This window comes from Tidjanibacter massiliensis (genome assembly GCF_900104605.1).
In the GTDB taxonomy this organism is placed as follows: Bacteria; Bacteroidota; Bacteroidia; order Bacteroidales; family Rikenellaceae; genus Tidjanibacter; species Tidjanibacter inops.
This window is the reverse complement of record NZ_LT629959.1, coordinates 62,646-80,487: the sequence shown is the minus strand read 5'-3', so window position 1 is coordinate 80,487 and position 17,842 is coordinate 62,646. Positions and strand designations below refer to the sequence as shown.

The 17,842-nt window shown below is 56.5% G+C and carries 15 protein-coding genes; 12 read left to right on the top strand and 3 right to left on the bottom strand.

Annotated features, from left to right (window positions below; all coding sequences use genetic code 11):
- Window positions 1-496 precede the first annotated feature (496 nt).
- The 5 genes from BQ5361_RS00365 to BQ5361_RS10635 all read left to right on the top strand — a co-directional run bounded on the left by BQ5361_RS00365 (window position 497) and on the right by BQ5361_RS10635 (window position 7,436).
- Window positions 497-1,990 carry a BACON domain-containing protein gene (locus tag BQ5361_RS00365; RefSeq protein WP_083389203.1) on the top strand — a complete coding sequence of 498 codons (1,494 nt, stop codon included), beginning with the start codon at window positions 497-499 and terminating at the stop codon, window positions 1,988-1,990.
- Between the two features lie 399 nt (window positions 1,991-2,389).
- Window positions 2,390-3,844 carry a BACON domain-containing protein gene (locus tag BQ5361_RS00360; protein ID WP_081976885.1) on the top strand — a complete coding sequence of 485 codons (1,455 nt, stop codon included), beginning with the start codon at window positions 2,390-2,392 and terminating at the stop codon, window positions 3,842-3,844.
- 557 nt (window positions 3,845-4,401) lie between these two features.
- Window positions 4,402-5,886, top strand: a complete 1,485-nt coding sequence (locus BQ5361_RS00355; protein ID WP_161940407.1) for a BACON domain-containing protein — start codon at window positions 4,402-4,404, stop codon at window positions 5,884-5,886.
- Between the two features lie 26 nt (window positions 5,887-5,912).
- Window positions 5,913-7,265: a BACON domain-containing protein gene (locus BQ5361_RS00350; protein ID WP_071424843.1), complete on the top strand. Its 1,353-nt coding sequence runs from the start codon at window positions 5,913-5,915 to the stop codon at window positions 7,263-7,265.
- Window positions 7,266-7,274: 9 nt separating this feature from the next.
- Entirely contained in the window at window positions 7,275-7,436 is a 162-nt protein-coding gene (locus BQ5361_RS10635; protein WP_154818432.1) for a hypothetical protein, read from the top strand.
- Window positions 7,437-7,584: 148 nt separating this feature from the next.
- Here the strand turns inward: BQ5361_RS10635 and BQ5361_RS00345 are convergent, their stop codons facing one another.
- The 3 genes from BQ5361_RS00345 to BQ5361_RS00335 form a co-directional block, all read right to left on the bottom strand.
- The gene (locus BQ5361_RS00345; RefSeq protein ID WP_035473770.1) at window positions 7,585-7,785 is read right to left on the bottom strand and encodes a helix-turn-helix transcriptional regulator; all 201 of its coding nucleotides are present in this window, start codon (window positions 7,783-7,785) and stop codon (window positions 7,585-7,587) included.
- 32 nt (window positions 7,786-7,817) lie between these two features.
- Complete coding sequence (locus BQ5361_RS00340; protein WP_035473719.1) at window positions 7,818-8,261, bottom strand: hypothetical protein; 444 nt, start codon at window positions 8,259-8,261, stop codon at window positions 7,818-7,820.
- 431 nt (window positions 8,262-8,692) lie between these two features.
- Window positions 8,693-10,036, bottom strand: coding sequence for a glucose-6-phosphate isomerase (locus BQ5361_RS00335; protein ID WP_071424842.1), 1,344 nt, complete (start codon window positions 10,034-10,036; stop codon window positions 8,693-8,695).
- A 309-nt stretch (window positions 10,037-10,345) separates the two neighbouring features.
- Between BQ5361_RS00335 and BQ5361_RS00330 the strand changes: the two genes are divergently transcribed.
- The 7 genes from BQ5361_RS00330 (at window position 10,346) to rodA (ending at window position 17,785) form a co-directional block, all read left to right on the top strand.
- A complete protein-coding gene (locus BQ5361_RS00330) occupies window positions 10,346-11,056 on the top strand; it encodes a TlpA family protein disulfide reductase (RefSeq protein ID WP_071424841.1) in 711 nt (236 codons plus the stop codon).
- Window positions 11,057-11,241: 185 nt separating this feature from the next.
- Entirely contained in the window at window positions 11,242-11,769 is a 528-nt protein-coding gene (locus tag BQ5361_RS00325; RefSeq protein ID WP_035473712.1) for a GrpB family protein, read from the top strand.
- A gap of 178 nt (window positions 11,770-11,947) precedes the next feature.
- On the top strand, window positions 11,948-12,967 hold the full coding sequence (locus BQ5361_RS00320; RefSeq protein ID WP_022063044.1) for a rod shape-determining protein: 1,020 nt from the start codon (window positions 11,948-11,950) through the stop codon (window positions 12,965-12,967).
- A gap of 112 nt (window positions 12,968-13,079) precedes the next feature.
- On the top strand, window positions 13,080-13,916 hold the full coding sequence (gene mreC, locus BQ5361_RS00315; protein ID WP_022063043.1) for a rod shape-determining protein MreC: 837 nt from the start codon (window positions 13,080-13,082) through the stop codon (window positions 13,914-13,916).
- Window positions 13,917-13,925: 9 nt separating this feature from the next.
- A complete protein-coding gene (locus BQ5361_RS00310) occupies window positions 13,926-14,450 on the top strand; it encodes a hypothetical protein (RefSeq protein WP_022063042.1) in 525 nt (174 codons plus the stop codon).
- 79 nt (window positions 14,451-14,529) lie between these two features.
- The gene (mrdA, locus tag BQ5361_RS00305; protein ID WP_022063041.1) at window positions 14,530-16,347 is read left to right on the top strand and encodes a penicillin-binding protein 2; all 1,818 of its coding nucleotides are present in this window, start codon (window positions 14,530-14,532) and stop codon (window positions 16,345-16,347) included.
- On the top strand, window positions 16,328-17,785 hold the full coding sequence (gene rodA, locus BQ5361_RS00300; protein ID WP_022063040.1) for a rod shape-determining protein RodA: 1,458 nt from the start codon (window positions 16,328-16,330) through the stop codon (window positions 17,783-17,785). Before mrdA ends, rodA begins: the two co-directional genes overlap by 20 nt.
- Window positions 17,786-17,842 lie beyond the last annotated feature (57 nt).

Below are 17,842 nucleotides of genomic sequence, written 5' to 3'. Positions count from 1 at the left end.
CTCAATGGACGGCCCGCCCTGTCTGTACGCCTTCCCGGCAGCAAGTCCGAGGCCGTCCGTCCCGCCGGACAGATTCCCGGAGCGGCGAAAAGTACCGACGACATACTCCGCCGGGCATCTTCCGCGTTCTATGAATGAACCGTCCACAGCAAATAATAATCCGTCCACGCCGAAAACGAACGGCAGAAAATACAGCTCCGCGGAGCGATGCAAACACTCCGGACGACATATATACGCACTGAACGGTGCTTCGCCGCCCGGAAATACGGCATCGGATAAAATAAAAACATCCGTCGGAATCCGGAAGCAATTTAAGCACAATGCGGCCATAAAAAGCGGCCCCTTGTTATGCAAATATCCAAAAAGAATGAATATGCAAATTTATTAACACCCCCATTTTACATATATATTTTATCGTTAGCTTTGTACAGGAATTTGTTGGACAGGCTTTGCCGTCCGAGTTACACATAACCTATCAAACAACTAAGTAACATTTATGAAAAGACTTTTTTCTGCAAAACTCATCGCAGCTCTTTCCGTCGCGGCAGCCGTACTGACAGGCTGTACTACCGGAACGGAAGAGACTCTTCAGTACGTCAATCTGAGCCAGGTGTCGTGCTCGTTCCTGGGTGAAGGGAATCAGCCGCTGGTCATCGAGGTGAAGGCCTCCCCGGCTACGTGGGAAGCCACTCCCGGGGCAACGTGGGTAAAGGTGGAGCGCACGGACGACCGGACGCTCACCGTGACCGTCGATGACAACGACACCGGTGCCGAACGCAGCACCACCATCGCCATCGTAGCCGACCAGGCTTCGCAGGAGATACGCGTGAACCAGCTCGCCAAGGACAACGAATTCGCCCGTTTCCGCAAGCTGGACACCTTCCAGATGGGGGCTGCCATGTCGCCCAGCGGCAAGTATGCCGGCGGTTTCACCGCTTCCATCGCAGCGGACGACTCCTGGCAGTACTCCCCGACCATCGTGGACCTGGAGACCGGCGAAGTCTATGAGTTCGGCCCCTTCCCCGAATCGCTCTATTACCTGACGCAAACCATGGCCATCACCGACCAGGGTCTGCTCTTCATCAGCGACGGGTCGAACGGCGGCCAGATAGCCATCGACCTCACCGGCAATATCTTCATTCCGGAGGCACCGGCCGGCTTCACCAGTAAACCCGACATCCAGGGTACTTCGGCCGACGGCAAATATTGGGTAGGTTTCGGTATGAAAGGCAAAGCATTCGAGGACGAAACGCCGTGCAAGGCGCTGCTGTGGACGGACGGCGTTCCGACCGAACTTCCCTGGCCCGACCTCAACTACCGTGACGAGGAGCCGTGGTACGGCGGCATGGCCCGCGGCATCTCCGCAAACGGCGAAATCATCTACGGTACCTCGTGGGAGAACTGGGACTTCGGCATGCTCTATTGGGTAAACAACGGTGCGAATACCGAAAAACCGAAATGGGTCGGCGAAGACGTGCGCGAAGTATGGGAAGAGACCATGAAGAACAGCGACGGTACCGAATATACGACGCATCTGGTAAACGGTCTCATCTGCCAGGCACAGCTCACCAAAATCAGCCCCAACGGCAAATGGATTGCCAGCTCGTACCGCACTGAAACACCTGCAGAAGACCGGCTTTCGATAGTCACGACGCAGACGGCCGCTTTCTACAACACCGAGACCGAGACGACGACCATCGTCAGCGACTACGGCGAATCGGTCGGCGTACACGTGACCGACGACGGTATCGGCTTTATCGGCATCGGTACGCTGGGCATTTCGTCGGGTGCGGTGTACGACCTGAATACGGGCACCGACCTGGGCAGCACGCAGGAGTGGGTATATGACAACTACGGCATCATCATCCCGGCCGGTTACATCAACTACGTTTCCGCAGACGGCCGGTTCGTGCTCGGCACCAAGGCCGAATCTTCGGCAGGTGGGGTCAGCTTCATCAACTGGTACATCGCTCCCCCCGTAGCAAAGTAACATACCTATCGGATAACCGCCGGCCTTTCCGAGGCCGGCACCAAAAATCGAAGGCAACCGACCGCTCGCGGCCGGTTGCTCTTTTTATGGCTATCCATGCCGCAACCGCCAATCCCTTCTATTTCTCTATTCCACTTTCTCCCCCGACACTTCACTTTTCCGACCTCCGATACCCGGCCTCTCCGCACGGCTCCCCTTTCCGGCCAAGGAAGACCGGAAAGGGAAATCGTCCTTCATTTTGTGATATTCATAGCAATGACGCAGAAATACGTAAATTTCACAACAACTATATATATTATTGACTTATTTATATATAATTACTATGTTTGTCTGAAACAGACGACGGTCCGCCCAAAGACCGCCGCCGAAACGATTAAATTAACCATTAACTGACAAGCCATGAAAAGAATCTTATCAGGCGGTATCGCAGCTGCGATGTTCTTGTTATCCTCCCTGTCGGGATGCGTGAAAACGGAAGAGACGTTCCATTACGTAAAACTCAGCCAGGTGGCCTGCTCGTTCGACGGTGACGGCAACACCCCGCTGGCCATTACCGTCGAAACTTCGCCCGCAGCATACGAAATCACCCCCGGCGACACCTGGGTGAAAGCGGAAAAGAGCGAAGAGGACAACACTCTCATCCTGACGGTAGCGGACAACGACACCGGTGCCGAAAGGAGCACGGTCATCACCGTCACGGCCGGAAGCGCCTCCCGGGAAATCACCGTACAGCAGCTCACCCGCGACAACCGGATTGCACGCTACCGCAAACTGGATACGTTCTCGTCAATGGGCGGTGCCATGTCGCCCAGCGGCAAATACGTGGGCGGGTTCTCAGAGCAAGTAGACGAAAACGACATGTGGTACTTCACGCCCATCATCATCGACACGGAAACAGGCGAGAAGCATGAGTTCGGCCCTTATCCGCAGTCGCTGTATGCTTTATCCCAGGCAAACGCCATCACCGACCAGGGACTGCTCTTCATCAGCGACGGCCAGAACGGCGGCCAGATAGCCATCGACCTTACCGGCAATATCTTCATTCCGGAAGCGGCCGGATACACGAACAAACCCGAGGTCTCGCAAACATCGTCCGACGGGAAATATTGGGTGGGATACATTCAGGCCGGCATGTTCAAACCGCTGCTGTGGACGGAGGGCACAGTCGCCGAACTCCCGATGCCGGCCTTGAATTACCGTAACGAAGAGTTCTGGGCAGGTGTCCTGGCCCACGGCATCTCCGCAAACGGTGAAATCATCTACGGAACCTCGTGGGAAAACGACGATTGCGGCATGCTCTACTGGAAAAACAACGGCACGACCGTCGAAGAGCCCAGATGGGTAGGCGACGACATACGCCGGCTCACTCCGGTCATCGTCGAGGATTGGATGGGCGAGTATGAATACAACCTCGTGGACGGCTGCATCTGTACGGCCGAGATTACGAAAGTCAGTCCATCCGGCAAATGGATTGCCACCACCTACCGGAAAGAAGAGGTGGGCAGCGACGGCTTCATAGCATACGTCCAGCGGCCCGCATTCTACAACACCGAAACCGAAACGACCACCGTAGTGGAGGATTACGGTGAAGCCACGGGCATGCACGTCACCGACGACGGCATCGCCTTCATCGGCATCGGCACGATGTTCATCACCGAGGGCAAAGTTTACGACCTCAACACGGGTACCGACCTGGGCAACATGGCGGACTGGGTCGCCGAGAATTACGGTATCATCATTCCGGGAGGCGTCATCGAATACATATCGGCAGACGGCCGATACATATTCGGTACGTCCGTGAACGCGCTCGGCAGCGGCTTCGACGACTGGTACATCGCCCCTCCCCTGCAATAATCCGTGCCTGCACGGCCAGAAAGACAGCGGCAGTCCCGACAGGGCTGCCGCTGTTCCGTAGAACGGAAACGGTTCAGCCGCGAAAGTACCTGCACCCGCGGCCGAAAAAGGCAGGTACGACAAAAAAACGGCCCGCCGCAGTGCCCCGGCGATACCAGCCCCACACCGCCGCCATCCGTCAGTTCCCATTCAACCACGGCACAATACGTCATCATTTTACATGTACCCCACAGGAGCCTCTCCCGCCCCCTCTTTCTCCCCGGCAACAAACCACCACACAAAATATATAAATCAATAAAATAAATACAAAGAATCCGCTCATCTCATCAATCCCGCCGTTAAAAATAACACGCTGCAAGGAATATCTCCCCTTATACATGCAACACGCTGCCGTGACAATCTACAACCCGAACATGCATGGAACATCAAAAAAGAAATATGCAAATTTCACAACATGTGTTATTATTCATTTTATTTTATTATTATGTTTGTATCCGTACATAAAAACACTTCCCCGGGGCCTTGTACAGACAAAAAACCTAAAAAACCATCCAAACATGAACAGAAAACCATTTTACAAAAGCATGGCAGGACTTCTGGTTCTCGCAGCGCTGACAGGATGTACGACCGACCAAGAGGAGTACCACTACGTAAACCTCAGCCAGATTGCATGTACTTTCCTCGGCACGGATAATCAACCGCTCGAAATCACCGTCAAAACTTCGCCCACAGCATATGAAGCCTCGCCGGGGGCTACCTGGGTAAAGGCAGAAAAGAGCGAAAACGGAACAACTCTCACGCTAACCGTGGAGGACAACAATACGGGTACGGAAAGAAACACCGTCATCGTCGTAACAGCCGGACAGGCTTCACAGGAGATTATAATCAACCAACTTCCCACCGAAAACGAATTCGCCCGTTACAGAAGGATGCTGAATTTTTCGAGCGGGGGCGTCATGTCTCCCAACGGTAGGTACATCGGCGGTTATGTCCCCTCTCTGGCCGCCGATGATTCCTGGCTTCGTTCGCCAACCATCATAGACCTCAAAACAGGCGAAGTTTACGAATTCGGTCCTTTCCCTGAAGCACTGTACTATTTTACCAATACATCCTGCATTACCGATCAGGGGCTACTTTTTATTGATGACGGTTATAACGGCGGGCAGATAGCCATCGACCTCACCGGCAATATCACTGTTCCCGCAGCACCAAGCGGGTTCGAGTGTAAACCAACGATTTCAGAGACTTCCGCAGACGGTCGGTATTGGGTAGGTTACGCAAAAGAAGGATATGGATTGGAATATTTGTACAAGCCATTGCTCTGGATTGACGGTGTACCGCACGAACTGCCCATACCCGATAAAAATTTCCGCGATGAAGAAATCTGGGTCGGCGTCATGGCCCGCGGCATCTCCGCAAACGGCGAAATCATCTACGGCACCTCGTGGGAGAACTCCGATTTCGGCATGCTCTATTGGGTAAACAACGGCGAAAATACAGGAAAACCGAAATGGGTAGGCGAAGATGTACGAAAAGTAACCCCTGTCGTACTCGAACGTCCGGACGGAACAACCTACGAAACCCATATTGCCGACGGTCTCATCTGCGATGCAACCGCCACGAAAATAAGTCCCTCCGGAAAATGGATAGCCAGCACTTACCGTACCGAAGAAATAAGCGAAAACAAGCAGGCAATCAAAAAAATACAAAAAGCTGCCTTCTATAATACGGAAACAGAAACGACGACTATCGTAGAAGATTACGGCGAATCCATGGGAATGTATGTCACCGACGACGGCATCGCCTTCATCGCTATCGGTACATATGCCTCCACATCATCTGTCGTTTACGATTTGAATACGGGTACCGACCTCGGCGACATGGCCGATTGGATAAAAAACAATTACGGAATCATCGTCCCGGACGGAAACATCAGCCGTATAACACCCGACGGTTCATGTGTACTCGGATTTTCGCCATTGGCATCTGCATCCGGAGTAAATTTCTTTTGGTGGTACATCGCACCGCCCCTCGAGGAATAACTACACTAACCTAAATACATACAACTATGAAAAAGCTATTATTCATCGCGGCGGCCTGTCTGCTCGCCGCCGCATGTACGCCGCAGGACGGGGGCGGAGAGACCGCTTCCCTCGAGGTGTCGCCCAAGTCGCTTACTTTCGGGGCAGAGGATACGACTCCGCAGGAGATTACCGTGACCGCCACCGGCGTGGAGTGGGAATATGCCGTTCCTTCGTCGGCCGACTGGATTACCGTGGACGACGGGACGGCCGGAAAACTGCTGGTCTCGGTCGCCAAGAATCCGACGGCCGAGAAACGTACCGCTTCGATTCGGATAACTGCCAAAGATAACGATGACTTGGAACCCGTGAGCGTGACGGTTACGCAGGCCGGTTCTGAGACTCCGGAGGTCTATTCACTGACGGTAGACCCGGCGGCACTGACTTTCGAGGCCGAGGGTGCCGCAGGCCAGAGCGTGAAGGTGACCGCTTCGGGCGAGGGGATGACCTGGAGCGCCGCGGTTGATGAGGCCGCCAAAGAGTGGATAACCCTCTCTGCGACGGAAGGTACCGAAGGGGAGACGACGCTGACCGTCACGGTGCAGGACAACCCCGACACGGCGGAACGTTCGGCGAACGTCACCCTGACGCCGAGTGCGGAGTCGGTAGGCCCGAAGGCCATCCGCGTGACGCAGGAGGCCAAGGTGCTGCCCCCGTCGCTGACGATGACTTACAACGACGGCGACGTACCGGAGGAGGGGTTCGTTATCGACTATCTCGGCCGAAAACGTTATACAATCAATGTCGTTCCTGTCAATCTCGATTGGAATGTCCGGGTCTCATACGATAACGAAAAAGAAAAAGATTGGTTAACAGTAAACCCCTTCAAAGACGAAGACAGTGGTATCCATAATATTAGCATCAATGCCAACGACAAAAAAAATGAGAACTCCGCTCCGCGGACAGCGCGCGTGATTGTCACTACTGACGTCGAAGGTATCGGCCCGTTCGAGATTCCCGTGACGCAGGAGGGCAAGCCCGAATTTCTCAGTACGCTTGAAGAGGATGTCGATTTCGGAGTGCTCACCCAAAGCCGAATAGCTGTCTATCCGAATGACGAGTTGAGGCATCAACCATACACACTGTGGGAGTTGAAATTGTGGGATGAAGGCATTACGTTGACCTCGTCGCAAATGTTTATCGGCACTGGCAATCGCCTCCACATGAAATTATACACAGACCCCATAGAAAAAAATGACGACAACATTTACATCCTTCCGGAGGGTACTTATACAGTCACTACGGCAGACATAGAAGATAGTGCATACCAATTCGTTTCACGAGATATCATGTGCGGCCGTGCAGGATTCTCCCACCCGAAGTTTCCGAGCGGCACCTGATACATCCGCATGGAAAACGATACCGTGACGGGCGATGCCTGCATCACCGGTGGTACGATAACCGTGACCCGGAACGGCGAAGAGTATGACATCGCCTTCGATTTCACCAGCGACGCCGGCTATAAAGTGACCGGTTCGTTCGAAGGTATTTTAGACCTACATGTACAATAACCCGAATCCGCCAACCCCGGCAATTCGCCGGCAATCAACACACGACGGGACATGCCGCACTTTCAGATGCGGCATGTCCCGTTCCCGACCGTCCCAAAGCAGACCGAAGGTTTTCCCGATGACCGTCCGGCAACCTGTACGGGGCGCCTCAATCCTCCTCTTCGAGCGTGAAGACCTCCTCCACGCGCCGTCCGAACGCCGCCGCAACCTTCATGGCGAGGACGGCCGACGGAACGTACTTGCCGAGTTCGACCGCATTGATGGTCTGTCGGCTCACTCCCACCCGGTCGGCAAGCTCCTGCTGGGTCATGTCGTGCATGGCCCTCTGCACTTTAATGCTGTTTTTCATCTCCTTCAACTCTCTTTCAACTGCCTTAAACATCAGATACCTGTCTTCCGGGCCTCCCGTTTCGCCCGCCATACCGCTGTCCTGAATTTGACGATGTACAGTACGAGCAGCAGAAAAAGCTGCAGGAAAAGAGCGTAAAGGTAGGCGAATTCATACAGGAAACAGGTCGCAAGAAGCACGAAAAGACTGTCGGCCAATACGGCCCACACGAGCGACGAAGCCCGTAAACGCGTCGTATATTCATCCTCGTCGCGCTCGCGCGAAAAGGCGACCAGCAACAGTCCGGCCATCAGTCCGATGACGATGACCTCGTCTATCCATCCTCCCAACAGGTCCGAGACCTGCCGCATTTTACCGTCCGGCGTATACCATACAACAAAATCGATACTCCACGCAAGACCGGCCGCACCGAACAGGGCGGTCAGTATCCATCCCGGTACCCGCCACGCATGCGGAAACAAGAAATCCTTTTTCATAACAAACATCAATTTTAGATAATACTTTCTTCCCGTACTTGTACAGGTACATACAACACTACACTGCAAATGTAAAATATATTTTACATTTAGAAAAACAAATTTTACTTTTTATCAACAACACAGGACACATGTATCCGGAACGGAGCGGCGAACATCCTTCGACGGTTCCTTCCGGGCACGGCAGCCGATACAGGGAAAGAGAGTACCGAAAAGGGAGCCGGCCAGAAGAGGCCGGGACGAACGGACACAGAAAAAGACGAAACAGGAAAAGAAGATGCCGCAAAACAGCATTGAGAAGACGGTACCGCACAAATGCCGCCGAGCAGGAAAATCCTGAAAGCAAAATGCCGGATTGATAAAGGCGTATCGGTAGCGGGACGGAAACCCGCAGATACGCCCTTATCAATCCGATATCCGGAAAAAAGAGACTACCGCTCTTTCAACCGTTCGCGGAGCCGACGCCCCTCCTTTTCGTAACCCGGCTTGTCGAGCAAGGCATACATATTCCTCTTATAAGCCTCCACGCCCGGCTGGTCGAACGGATTGACACCGAGCAGGTAACCGCTTATTCCGCAAGCCCGCTCGAAGAAATAGAGCAGTCCTCCGACACCATAGGCATCTACCCGGTCGATGTCCACCCGCAGGTTGGGCACCCCACCGTCGCAATGGGCCAGGGCAACGCCCGCTTCGGCCATGCGGTTCACCTCGCTCAAACGCCGGCCGGCCAGAAAGCCGAGTCCGTCCTCGTCTCCGCCGGTCCCTATCCGCAACTCGTGAAGCGGCGAAGCGACCGAAACGACCGTCTCGAACAACATTCTCTCTCCATCCTGAATATATTGTCCCATGGAGTGCAGGTCGGCGGTCAGGGTAACGGAAGCCGGGAAGATACCCTTCCCCTCCTTGCCCTCGCTCTCGCCGAACAGCTGCTTCCACCACTCCCCGACATAATGGAGCGACGGTTCGTAACTGCCGAGTATCTCCACCCTGTATCCGGCTCCGTAAAGCACGTTGCGTGCCGCCGCATACTGCTCCGCCGGGTTCCTTCCGAACGGCACGCCGGCAGCCGTCGCCGCCTCCATCTCCCGGGCCCCGGCGACCAATGCACCGATGTCGATACCCGCCGCAGCCAGCGGCAGCAGCCCCACGGGGGTCAGGACGGAATAACGCCCCCCCACATCGTCCGGGATAACGAAGGTCGCATACCCCTCCCGGTCGGCCAGTCCTTTCAAGGCTCCTCTGGAACGGTCCGTCACCGCGACGATGCGCTCCCGCGCCCCGGCCTTTCCGTAACGTCTTTCGAGCTCGCCGCGAAGGATACGGAAGGCTATCGCCGGTTCGGTGGTCGTCCCCGACTTGGAGATGACGATTACCCCGACCGAACGCCCCTGCAAGGCTTCCAGCAAATCATACAGATAATCTTCGCTGATATTCTGTCCGGCAAAGACCACATCCGGCCCCGAACGTTCCCGCCGCAGACAGGCGAACGGATTGCCGAGCGCTTCGAGCACCGCCCGTGCACCGAGATACGAACCGCCTATGCCTACCACGACAACCACATCCGCCACGGCACGCAACTTTTCCGCCGCATCCTTCACCCGGCGCAGCTCCGTCTCCGTCACCGAAGAGGGCAACGAAACCCACCCCAGAAAATCGGCACCGGCGCCGGTACCCTCTTCCAGCATCCGGTTGCACTCCCCGGCACGCCGGCCGAGCGCTTCGATGGCGGAAACCGGAACACCGGCCGCCGCCATTCCATAATCGAACCTCAACATATCATCACTCTTTACATGTCCGTTCCAATCCGTCGTTCGGTCCGCATGCCGCTGCGGCCATGCGGACCGAACGACGGTGCAAAACAGATGCCGCCGACAGGAAACGGGCCCCGGCCCCGCACTTCCCGCAAACGACCGGCATACGCACTGCAATTTAACGTTTATTTGCCACAATCGGACCAAATATCCACGAGATGTCGGATATTCCCGCCCGGGAGAATACAAATATCGCTCTATTCTGTTGCTTTCCGACAACGGAACGGATACATTTGCAGCATGTAACCAAAACGTATCACCGCCCGTTTTCTTATGAGAACATCAATCTTCGCTGCCTGCCTGGCGCTGCTTCTCGCAGCCGGTACATGCAAGGGCCAACCGGCACGCATCTTCCTCGCGGCCGAAAAGGAGACGACCATCAAACTATTCGGCACCGTCGACGGGGCGTTCCAGCCTTTCCACCATGCCCTCCGGGAATTCACGCTGACGCCCGGTTCCGAATCCGCCGCCATCATCGCCTCGCTCGAACGGCAGCGCAAAGGGCGAGCAACGGAACACGCACGAGACGACGGAGAAATCCGTTACGTCACGGACGAAATCGAAACCCTCGCCGAGATAGTCTCGCTGCCCGGCCTCTGCGGCCGCTACTGCCTGATAGACCTTTGGGCGAGCTGGTGCATCCCCTGCCGACAGCAGTTCCGGTTTACCGAACAACTGCACGAAATAACCGCCCGGTACGACAACCTGCAACTGGTATATATTTCGATAGACAAACCGGAGACAGCCGACAGATGGACGAAGGCCGTCGAAAAACATGCGCTCGCCGGGTGGCACATCCGGGCCGGTCAATCCCTGCTGGAAGACATCACCCAAAAGGTCTATCAAAACAGGAATATCACGATACCCCGATACATTCTGCTCGCCCCCTCGGGAGAAATCGTCTGTCCCGACCTGCCGCGCCCGAACCGATATGAAGCGCTTGCAGCGGCGCTGGCCTCCTGCCTCGAAGACGAGGGGCAGTAATCCCGGCTACAACCCGCCGTTCCGGCCGACCGTCGGACAAGGAGTTCCCCAAAACCGGAGAGCATTTCGGACAACAGCACACCTTCCGCGAAAACCGCTACCTCTACAACCAACCTCCGTCCACGGCACCCGCCGAAAAAGGGCTGCCCGCCGGAGGACATACGTCCGACACAGAACGAACTCAGATGAACATCCGCGTCGTACCCTACAATCCCGAATGGCCGGCCGCCTACGAACATGAGGCGGCGACGATTGCACGCATTCTCGGCAACGAACTCGTGGCCATCTACCACATCGGCAGTACATCCGTACCGGGCCTCGCGGCCAAACCCGTCATCGACATCATGCCGACGGTCAGAAGTATAGAGGCCATCGACCGGTTCGACGCCTCGTTCGAGGTGCTGGGTTACGAATGCATGGGCGAATTCGGCATTCCCGGCCGGCGTTACTACCGCAAAGGCGGCGACGAAAGGACACACCAGGTACACATCTTCGGCCGGAACAATGTCCGCGACATCGAACGACACCTCGCCGTCAGGGATTATCTGCGCGCACACCCTGCGACGGCACACCGCTACGGAGAGCTGAAAAAGTCCCTGGCCCGGCGGTTTCCCGACGATATCGAAGGCTACTGCGATGGCAAGGAGGTCTTCATGCAGGAGCTCGAAAGGGCTGCCCTGACCTGGTATCGCTGCGGAAAAGGCATCCTGTAAATTCCCCGTCCACGCCCCCGTTCCGACCGGTATCCGCAGCCTATTTTAACGACCGGACAGCGATTACGGCATTTCGCGCCCCGGTGAAAGAAAAAGATTAGTATATTTGTAAATTGATTGGGGAATCAGATGCCAATCGGTAAAATCAGGCAGGGAATACAATACAAAGACCGGACAAATGGGACTATTTTCATTGACACAGGAGTTGGCAATAGACCTGGGAACCGCCAATACCCTTATTCTATATAACGGCAAAGTCGTCGTGGACGAACCCTCCATCATCGCCATGGACATACACACCGGCAAGGTGGTAGCCATCGGCGAGCAGGCCCAGCAGATGCACGGCAAGACACACCAGAACATACGGACTATCCGACCGCTCAAAGACGGAGTGATAGCTGATTTCAATGCGGCCGAACTGATGCTGCGGGGCATGATAAAAAAGGTCAAGATGAGCGGCCACCTCTTCAGCCCGTCGCTGCGGATGGTGATTTGTATCCCGTCGGGTTCGACCAACGTAGAGATACGTACCGTCCGCGAATCGGCCGAACACGCCGGCGGCCGCGAGGTGTACATGATATACGAACCGATGGCGGCCGCACTCGGTGCCGGCCTCAACGTGGAGGCACCCGAAGGGCACATGGTCATCGACATCGGCGGCGGTACGACCGAGATAGCGTGCATATCGCTGGGCGGTATCGTATGCAGCGAGAGTATCGACGTGGCGGGAGACGTATTTACCGAAGAAATCCAGAACTACATCCGCCAGCAGCACAACATCCGGGTGGGCGAACGCACCGCGGAGAATATCAAGATGGCAATAGGCGCTGCCGTACCCGAACTCGAAGAGGCTCCGGACGACTACGTGATAACGGGCCCGAACATCCTCACGGCGCTCCCCACGACGGTTACCCTGTCGTACACGGAGATAGCCTACGCGCTGGAGAAATCGCTCCTCAAGATAGACGCAGCCATCATGAAGGTCTTGGAGATGGTTCCGCCGGAACTCTATGCCGACATCGTGAAGAGCGGCATCTACCTCGCCGGCGGCGGCGCCCTCATCAAGGGGCTCGACAAACGCTTCTCGTCCAAGAACGGCATCCATTTCAACATCGCGGAAGACCCGCTGCGCGCCGTAGTACGCGGTACGGGAATCGCGCTGAAGAACATCAACCAGTTCTCGTTCCTCATGAAATGACAGGCGCTGGCCGACGGAACGGAAACGGCACGGCCGCCCCACACTCCACCAGTGAAGAGTCACGACGCCTGCCGCATTCCCGAAACGGCAGGCGCCACTTTAACAGGCCAAGATGTACAGGCTCGTACGCTTTTTCAAACGGTACTATGCGGTATTCCTCTTCGTATTGCTCGAAGCAGGGGCGATAAGCTATTACGCCAATTCGACCAGCTATACCCGCGCCACGCTGCTCGCCGGCGCCGCACGGGTGACCGGGGGAATAGAGGGCTTCTTCGCCTCGGCGGGAGACTACTTTTCGCTGCGGCGCGAAAACGCCGTGCTGCTCGAACGCCTCGCCGAAGCCGAGACCAGACTACATGCCGCCATACCCGCAGGCGATACACTGGCCGCCCGGACGGACGGAATGAAATATCTCTTCGGAACTGCAAAGGTCGTCAGCAACTCCATCGCGCGGCAGGACAACTTTTTCGTGATAGATAAAGGTACCGCCGACGGCATCGAAGAGAACATGGCGGTATTGTCGCCGGAAGGTGCCGTCGCTGGTTATGTCCGCAGGCACTCCGACCATTACGCAGTCTGCATGTCGGTACTCAACGGCAGTTTCAGCATAGGTGGCCGCCTCAAGGGCAGCGAATATTTCGGTTCGGTCTATTGGGACGGCACCGACCCGCGGGAGATGACCATGGTAGACATCCCCCGTTACGCGGATGTCAAACGGGGAGACACGGTACTGTCGGCCTATTCGCTGCGGTTCCCGCCCGACTGTTTCATCGGTACGGTAGCCTCCGTGAGCGAATCGCCGGACGGAATATACCATGTGATAAAGATACGGCTCGGCGCGAAGATGAACGCACTGTCCGACGTGCTGCTCGTGAAATACACAGACTACGAAGAGCTCGAAACCCTCGCGGGAGAACACTTCTCCGATGCCGACAAAAAAAAGAAATAACGAAAGGGTATGCACAAAATAGCGGAATACGGACTCATATTCATCGTATCGGTGTTGCTGCAGGTGTTCCTGTTCGACAACCTGACCGTATCGCCGTACCTCTATCCGCTGGTGTATGCCGGATGCATCATCCTGTTGCCGGCGAATATCGACAGAGCACTGCTATTGATATTGAGTTTCGCGCTCGGCTTGTCGGTCGATCTCCTGTCGGGCATGGCCGGCCTCAACACCATAGCCGCCACGGCTACGGGATTCCTGCGCCCTGCACTGTTCAGCCTGACCGTCGGCAAGGATGCGGCCCGGGAGGGTTTCATGCCGTTGCCGCTCAACACGGGACGCACGAAATGGCTGCGTTATGCGGCGGCGACCCTCGCCGTACACTGTACGGTCTTCTTTCTTTTCGAAGCGATGACCTTCAAATACTTCGGATTCACTTTACTGAGAATAGCAGGCAGCACCGTAACGACCACGCTTCTGGTCTGGTTCGCCGCCAGCCTCCTGCCGACCGGCAGGTCGCACGGCTCCCAGACATGATACGGAAACCGGACGAAAGAGAACAGAATATCAGAAACCGTATGCCGTGCGCGGCAGCGGCACAGAGAGAATAAAACAGATGAACCGCAGGGCGAAAATAATCTCCTTATTCGTTATCGTGGCCTTCGCCATCCTGCTCCTGCGTCTTTTCCAGATACAGGTACTCGACGATTCATACAAAAGGGCCGCCCAGAACAACGTGCTGCGGAAAGAGGTGCAGCACCCGCCACGCGGCGAGGTGTACGACCGCAACGGCGAACTGCTCGTACGCAGCATAGCCTCCTACGACCTGATGGCCATTCCGCGCGATGTAGGCGAGTTCGACACGCTCGCCCTGGCCCGCATCGCGGGCGTTACGCCCGAAAAGCTGAAATCCGAGCTCGACAAGGCCGCCCGATACTCGCGTCGCCGCCCCTCGGTCATCGTCAAACAGATGAGCCTTGAGGCCAAACTACTTTTCGACGAAGGAGAATTCTCCGGTTTCTATACCGTCTACCGGACCATGCGCTCCTATCCACGCAAGATGGCGGGCAACCTGCTCGGTTATATCAGCGAGGTGGACGCGGCGACGATAGCCCGCGACGATTACTATCAGACCGGCGATTATCGCGGCATGTCGGGCATAGAACGCACCTACGAAGAGGTGCTGCGCGGCGAAAAGGGGATGAAAGTAAGCATCGTGGACGTGCACGGCATCGAAAAGGGCCCATACATGGACGGCGCGGCCGACCTGCAAGCGATACCCGGTACGGCCATCACCACATCGCTCGATGCCCGTCTGCAGGCACTCGGCGAAGAGTTGATGGAGGGCAAGGTGGGCAGCATCATCGCCATAGAGCCTGCAACGGGAGAAATTCTCGTTATGGTCAGCAGTCCGGGCTACGACCCCGACGAACTGGTCGGCCGCGACCGGGGCAACAATTACATGAAACTGCTCGCCAATCCGCGCCGGCCGCTTTTCAACCGAGGCGTCATGTCGCGCTATCCGCCCGGCTCGACATTCAAGCTCGTCAACGGTCTCATCGCCCTGCAGGAAGGGGTCGTCACCCCCTCCCGGAAATATCCCTGCCACGGCGGATACACCATCGGCAAGGGCGTGAAGTGCCACAACCACTACTCGCCGGTCAACCTCCGGCAGGCGGTTCAGATGTCGTGCAACGCCTATTTCTGCTATGCGTTCCGCGCCGTGCTGGACAACAACCGCTACGACAGCCCGAAACAGGCCCTCGAAGTGTGGGACGACTACGTGGAGAGTTTCGGTTTCGGACGCAGTCTCGACAGCGACCTATCCGGAGAGCTTTCCGGATTCGTTCCTACACGGGAGACCTACGACAGGATATACCGCGGAAGCTGGAACTCGTTGACGGTCATCTCTCTCTCCATCGGACAGGGAGAGCTCGGCTGCACGCCGCTGCAGATGGCCAACCTCGCGGCGATACTCGCCAACCGGGGCTACTACTACACGCCGCACATCGTCAGACACATCGATGGAAGGGACTCCGTCGACTCCCGCTTCTACGACAGACACTATACGAAGGTGGAGAGCCGCCATTTCGACCATATTGTCAAAGGGATGTACGACGCGGTGCATGCGGACGGCGGGACGGGCCGTCGTGCCTACGTCCCGGGGCTGGACATCTGCGGCAAGACGGGGACGGCCCAGAATCCCCACGGCGAAGACCACTCGACGTTCCTCTGCTTCGCTCCCATGGACAATCCCCGAATAGCGGTGTCGGTCTATGTGGAGAACGGCGGTTTCGGCGGTACGATTGCCGCTCCGATAGCGAGCCTCATCGTGGAACAATACCTGACCGACAGCATATCGAGGCCGGCCCTCAAAGAGTACGTGAAGAACACGACCATATCCTATCCCTACTATGACAGGCAGCAGCACTAACAACCGCATGGCCCGCAACGGCATCGACTGGGGTTCGGTGGCGATATTCTTTTCGCTGATGCTCCTCGGCTGGCTGAACATCTATGCCGCAGTGTTCGACGATGCAGCCCGGGCAGGATTTTCCATGGACTCCCGTTACGGTTCCCAGTTGATATGGATGGGCGTCAGCGTACTTGCAGCGGTGGTCATCATGCTGATTGACGAAATCTACTACCACATCCTCGCCTACCCCTCCTACATCCTCATGCTCGCGGTACTGCTGGCAACGCTCTTCATCGGCACGGAGGTCAACGGCGCGAAATCGTGGCTCCGCCTCGGCGGATTCTCCGTGCAACCCGCCGAGTTCGCCAAATTTACGACGGCACTCGCCCTCGCTCGTTACATGAGCTCCTACAGCTTTTCCATGGCCGACTGGCGGAGCCGGCTGTTCGCAGTGCTCCTGCTGGCGGCCCCCATGGCCGTCATCCTGCTCCAGAACGACGCCGGTTCGGCCATCGTGTTCGCCTCTTTTCTCATCGTCTTCTACCGCGAAGGTTTCAATTCGTGGGTTTACGTCGCACTGGGGATGGTGGTCTTCCTCTTCGTCTTCTCCTTCCTCTGGAACCCTGCGACGCTGCTCGCGGCGGTCATCGTTATCTGTACCCTCATCGAAGGGTTCATGAACGGAGGATGGCGGGACAAGGTGCGGTATCTGGCCGCCGTGGCGCTCGTCTCGGCCGTCATCTATCTGGCGGCCGCCCTGCTCACCCGGGGAGAGGCCGGCTTCTACGGATGCCTGCTCGCCGCCGCGGGCCTCTCGCTCATTGCGGTCGGCATCTATGCCTGGCGGGCGAAACTGAAGAACGTTCTGATATGCATCGGAATGTTCGTCGGTTCGGTTGCCTTCACCCAGGTCGTGGACACTGTTTTCGACCATATGCAGCTCCATCAGCAGAAACGTATCCTGAACCTGCTCGGCGTGGAAAGCGACCCGCAGGAGTGGGGATACAATGTCAATCAGTCCAAAATAGCGATAGGCTCCGGAGGTTTCTTCGGGAAAGGATACCTGCAGGGAACGCAGACCAAATACGACTTCGTTCCGGAACAGAGCACCGACTTCATCTTCTGCACCGTGGGCGAGGAGTGGGGCTTCGTCGGCTCGGCCGTCGTACTGGGGCTCTTCTGCTGGCTCATCCTGCGTCTCATCCGTATGGGAGAGAGACAGCAGGAGGCGTTCGGCCGGGTCTATTGCTACGGAGTGGCCTCCATCTTCCTTTTCCACGTACTCGTTAATGTAGGCATGACCATCGGCCTCATGCCCGTGATAGGCATTCCCCTGCCGCTCTTCAGCTATGGCGGGTCGTCGCTGTTTGCCTTCACGCTCCTCTTTTTCGTCGCCGTCAAACTCGATTCGCGCCGACGGGAGAGCGACGGCCATTTCGGTGCCCGCCCGAAATAATCCGCCGCCCGAAATGCCCTTCCGAAGCCCCTGCAGGCCAAAATATGGACCCGCGCA

What these genes read in the sequence shown, in the direction of transcription:
- BQ5361_RS00365 (WP_083389203.1), top strand. Translation starts at nt 497, where the DNA reads ATGAAAAGACTTTTTTCTGCAAAACTCATCGCAGCTCTTTCCGTCGCG.
- BQ5361_RS00360 (WP_081976885.1), top strand. Translation starts at nt 2,390, where the DNA reads ATGAAAAGAATCTTATCAGGCGGTATCGCAGCTGCGATGTTCTTGTTA.
- BQ5361_RS00355 (WP_161940407.1), top strand. Translation starts at nt 4,402, where the DNA reads ATGAACAGAAAACCATTTTACAAAAGCATGGCAGGACTTCTGGTTCTC.
- BQ5361_RS00350 (WP_071424843.1), top strand. Translation starts at nt 5,913, where the DNA reads ATGAAAAAGCTATTATTCATCGCGGCGGCCTGTCTGCTCGCCGCCGCA.
- BQ5361_RS10635 (WP_154818432.1), top strand. Translation starts at nt 7,275, where the DNA reads ATGGAAAACGATACCGTGACGGGCGATGCCTGCATCACCGGTGGTACG.
- BQ5361_RS00345 (WP_035473770.1), bottom strand. Translation starts at nt 7,785, where the DNA reads ATGAAAAACAGCATTAAAGTGCAGAGGGCCATGCACGACATGACCCAG.
- BQ5361_RS00340 (WP_035473719.1), bottom strand. Translation starts at nt 8,261, where the DNA reads ATGAAAAAGGATTTCTTGTTTCCGCATGCGTGGCGGGTACCGGGATGG.
- BQ5361_RS00335 (WP_071424842.1), bottom strand. Translation starts at nt 10,036, where the DNA reads ATGTTGAGGTTCGATTATGGAATGGCGGCGGCCGGTGTTCCGGTTTCC.
- BQ5361_RS00330 (WP_071424841.1), top strand. Translation starts at nt 10,346, where the DNA reads ATGAGAACATCAATCTTCGCTGCCTGCCTGGCGCTGCTTCTCGCAGCC.
- BQ5361_RS00325 (WP_035473712.1), top strand. Translation starts at nt 11,242, where the DNA reads ATGAACATCCGCGTCGTACCCTACAATCCCGAATGGCCGGCCGCCTAC.
- BQ5361_RS00320 (WP_022063044.1), top strand. Translation starts at nt 11,948, where the DNA reads ATGGGACTATTTTCATTGACACAGGAGTTGGCAATAGACCTGGGAACC.
- mreC (WP_022063043.1), top strand. Translation starts at nt 13,080, where the DNA reads ATGTACAGGCTCGTACGCTTTTTCAAACGGTACTATGCGGTATTCCTC.
- BQ5361_RS00310 (WP_022063042.1), top strand. Translation starts at nt 13,926, where the DNA reads ATGCACAAAATAGCGGAATACGGACTCATATTCATCGTATCGGTGTTG.
- mrdA (WP_022063041.1), top strand. Translation starts at nt 14,530, where the DNA reads ATGAACCGCAGGGCGAAAATAATCTCCTTATTCGTTATCGTGGCCTTC.
- rodA (WP_022063040.1), top strand. Translation starts at nt 16,328, where the DNA reads ATGACAGGCAGCAGCACTAACAACCGCATGGCCCGCAACGGCATCGAC.